3 protein-coding genes and 1 pseudogene are annotated in these 3415 nt (G+C 65.3%); 1 reads left to right on the plus strand and 3 read right to left on the minus strand.

The features are described 5' to 3' along the window. From VIR09_RS11080 to VIR09_RS11090, 3 genes and pseudogenes are all read right to left on the minus strand, one after another. A pseudogene (locus VIR09_RS11080) lies at nt 1-249 on the minus strand (SDR family NAD(P)-dependent oxidoreductase); the annotation flags it as partial. Between the two features lie 10 nt (nt 250-259). After that, on the minus strand, nt 260-1156 hold the full coding sequence (locus VIR09_RS11085) for an isocitrate lyase/PEP mutase family protein (RefSeq protein ID WP_332012920.1): 897 nt from the start codon (nt 1154-1156) through the stop codon (nt 260-262). A 21-nt stretch (nt 1157-1177) separates the two neighbouring features. Further along, on the minus strand, nt 1178-1900 hold the full coding sequence (locus tag VIR09_RS11090; protein WP_332012921.1) for a GntR family transcriptional regulator: 723 nt from the start codon (nt 1898-1900) through the stop codon (nt 1178-1180). 297 nt (nt 1901-2197) lie between these two features. Between VIR09_RS11090 and VIR09_RS11095 the strand changes: the two genes are divergently transcribed. Next, on the plus strand, nt 2198-3415 hold a 1218-nt coding region (locus VIR09_RS11095; protein WP_332012922.1), incomplete at its 3' end, for an aconitase family protein.

Below are 3415 nucleotides of genomic sequence, written 5' to 3' on the forward strand. Positions count from 1 at the left end.
GCCGGCGCAATGCGCCAGCGCGGTCGGGGCGCAGTCGTCCAGCAGGGCGCACAGGCCGCGCAGGGCGGTGGCGTCGGCCAGATCGCAACGCAGATGGCGATACTGCCCATGGCCCAGGATGGCGGCGGGCGCGATGTCGACGCCCGTCACCCGCCACCCCGACGCCAGCAGCAGCTGGGCCAACGCCAGGCCGATGCCGGACGATGAACCCGTCAGGACGCAATGCGCCTGCGCATTCCGCTCAGTCATGGCGAGGGACTCAGTCGGCCAGCGTCGTCAGGCGCTTTTCCATGGCGCGCATCTGCTCGTAGCCCATCAACTGCATGATGTCTTCGATGCCCACCAGCAGGTCGGGGCGGTCGGCGGGTTCGCCGCTGGCGATCACGCCCTGCATCACTTGCAGCGCCTGGCGCATGCCTTGGATGGCGGCGGCGGGCAGCATGCGCGGCAGGCTGATGCGCTTGACGCCGATTTCCTTCAGGCGCGGCAGCGGGATCAGGGGCGTCGTGGGGCGGTTGCGGATGCCGAATCCCATGTTGACGCTGACCGGGATGCCGGCGGCGTCCACCAGGCGCTTGATGTCGTCTTCGGTGCGCACGGCGTCGGGGAACAGCATGTCGGCGCCGGCGCGCGCATAGGCGCGGGCGCGCTTGACCGCGCCTTCGATGCCTTCGATCGCGAGGGAGTCGGTGCGGGCGATGATGACGAAGTCATCGTCGCGCCGCGCCAGGCAGGCGGCCTCGATCTTCTTGACCATTTCCGCCTCGCTCACCACGTCCTTGCCGGGCATGTGGCCGCAGCGCTTGGGGCTGACCTGGTCTTCGAGGTTGATGCCGGCAACGCCGGCTTCCTCGAACATCTGCACCGTGTGATAGACGTTCACAGGGTTGCCATAGCCGGTGTCGGCGTCGGCCGTGAGGGGGATGGAGACGGAGCGCGCGAGATGGCGGCAGTGGGTGACGTTTTCCGACAGTCCCATTACGCCGATATCGGCGATGCCCAGCAAGGCATTCGACACGGCCGCGCCGCTGGTGCAGGCGGTCTTGAAACCCGCGGCTTCGACCAGGCGGATGCTGTATCCATCGTACACACCAGGGGAGACGATGAAGGGTTCGTTCTTCAGCAATTGCCGGAACTGGTGGCGCGGGTTGTTCATGTCGTACTGCTCCAAAGGGCGTTAGGCGGCCGAAACGGGATGTCCGGCAATGCCGGACGCCCCTTCCGCCAGATGTTCAAAAAGATGTTGCGCGGCGCGTTCGATGTGCGAACGCATGAGCGATTCCGCCAATTCGGCATCACGCGCCCGGATGGCGCGCAGAATCTGCCAGTGTTCGGCGTAGGCGTCGTCCTTGCGCTCCAGCACGGTGCCGGAGTGCCGGCGGTAGACGCGCAGCAGGTGATAGAGGTCGCCGCAAAGGGCGTTGATGATGCGGTTGTTGCCGCTGGCGCGCACGATGCGCTCATGGAAGTCGAAGACCCGCGGCGCCGGCGCGCCGCCATTGGCGGCTTCCAGGCGGCGTTGGCGATCCTGCTCCAGTTCGACCAGCAATTGCGCGATTTCCGCGTCGCTCATGCGGCGGGTGGCCAGGTTGCAGGCCACGCCTTCCAGCGCCATGCGCATCTGGAACAGTTCCAGCGCGGACTCCGCCGACAGCGTCACCACGCGTGCCTTGATATAGGGTTCGCGCGTGATCAGCTGAATCCCTTGCAGGCGGCGTACCGCTTCCCGCACCGGGCCGCGGCTGACGCCGAATTCCTGGGCCAGCGCGACTTCATTGATGACGCTGCCCGGGGCCAGCCGGCCTTGGTAGATCGCATCCAGCACCTGGTCGAAGACCACGTCGGCCAGCGGGCCGGTGGCGTCTTCCTTGATGGCGATGGAGCTCGTGACGGTGTTCATAGTGTTGACAGCCTATCAAAGGGATCTAAAAAGTGTCAACTCTTTTGGAGTTGATTTTATTTTGAGCGAGGCTCGGAATTGCCAGGCTTGTATGGAGAATTTGTCTATTTTACTGAGTAATTTAGGGGTTATCCCTAGGGCAATGTAGACGACGTATCTATCTACACTTGCATAAAGCCGACGCATAACTGTTCTTGATGGTCTCGTTTCTGATCTAGGTTTTTTCCATAGTGTTGACACTATTGTTTCGTAAGCCGTAAGATGGCCTCAGTTGAGATTTTCCCGATTACCGCTGCCATGATCCAGTCTTTCCCCTGTTGCGGCAGGACGCTGCGCTACGCGAATCTGTCCGCCGCCGCTCTTGCGGCGGGTCGCGACATTGCCGCATATCCCTACGTCATCCGCGTGTTGCTGGAGAACCTGCTGCGTCACCGCGCCTGGGGCGCAGCCGTTTCCGAGGAAGAAATCGGCAGGCTTTGGGATTGGCGCGAACATCCCGGCGCCGACTTGCCGCTGCATGTGGCGCGAGTGATCCTGCCCGATTCCAGCGGTCTGCCAGTGTTGCAGGACCTGGCGGCGTTGCGTGATGCCGTGGCCCAGGCGGGTGGGGACGCGGCGCGGGTGGATACCCGGATTCCCGTGGACCTGATCGTGGATCACTCCCTGCAGGTCGACCATTGGGGCGACGAGGGTGCGGTGCAGCGCAACCTGCGCCGCGAGTTCGAACGCAACGACGAGCGCTACCGCTTCCTGAAATGGGCGCAGCAGGCCTACAAGGGATTGCGCGTCATCACGCCGGGCATCGGCATCATCCATCAGGTCAACCTGGAGTATCTGGCGCCGGTGGTCGCGCACCAGTCACGGCCGGACGGCGACTGGGCCTATCCCGATTTCGTCATCGGCGGCGACTCTCATACCCCCATGGTCAACGCCTTGGGCGTGCTGGGCTGGGGCGTGGGTGGCATCGACGCCGAGGCGGCCTTGCTGGGCCATGCCTACACCTTTCCGATTCCGGAGGTCGTGGGGGTGCGGTTGCGCGGCGCCATCGAGGCGCCCGCGCTCACCACCGACGCCGCCCTGCTGATCACGCAGCAGCTGCGCGCGGCGGGCGTGGTGGGCTGCATGGTCGAATTCTTCGGCCCCGCGGCAGAGGCGCTAGGCGTGCCGGAACGCGCCACCATCGCCAACATGGCGCCCGAATATGGCGCTACCTGCGGCTTTTTCCCGATCGACGCCCGCACGCTGGACTACGCCCGCATGACCGGGCGGGACGAGGAGCAACTGGCGCTGATCGAAGCCTATGCGCGCGCCAACAGCTTGTGGCGCGAAGCCGGCGAGGCCGCGCCGGCTTACAGCCGGGTGATAGAGATCGACCTGTCGGCGGCGCGTCCCAGCGTAGCTGGTCCGCGCCGGCCGCAGGACCGCATGGACGTGGCCGACGTCGCGGCGGACTTCCGCCGCCGCCTGGCCATGTCCCTGGCCGAAGGCGGATTCGGCGTGGACGCGGCCGCCCTG

This window comes from Achromobacter sp., assembly GCF_036567245.1.
Classification (GTDB): domain Bacteria; phylum Pseudomonadota; class Gammaproteobacteria; order Burkholderiales; family Burkholderiaceae_B; genus Achromobacter.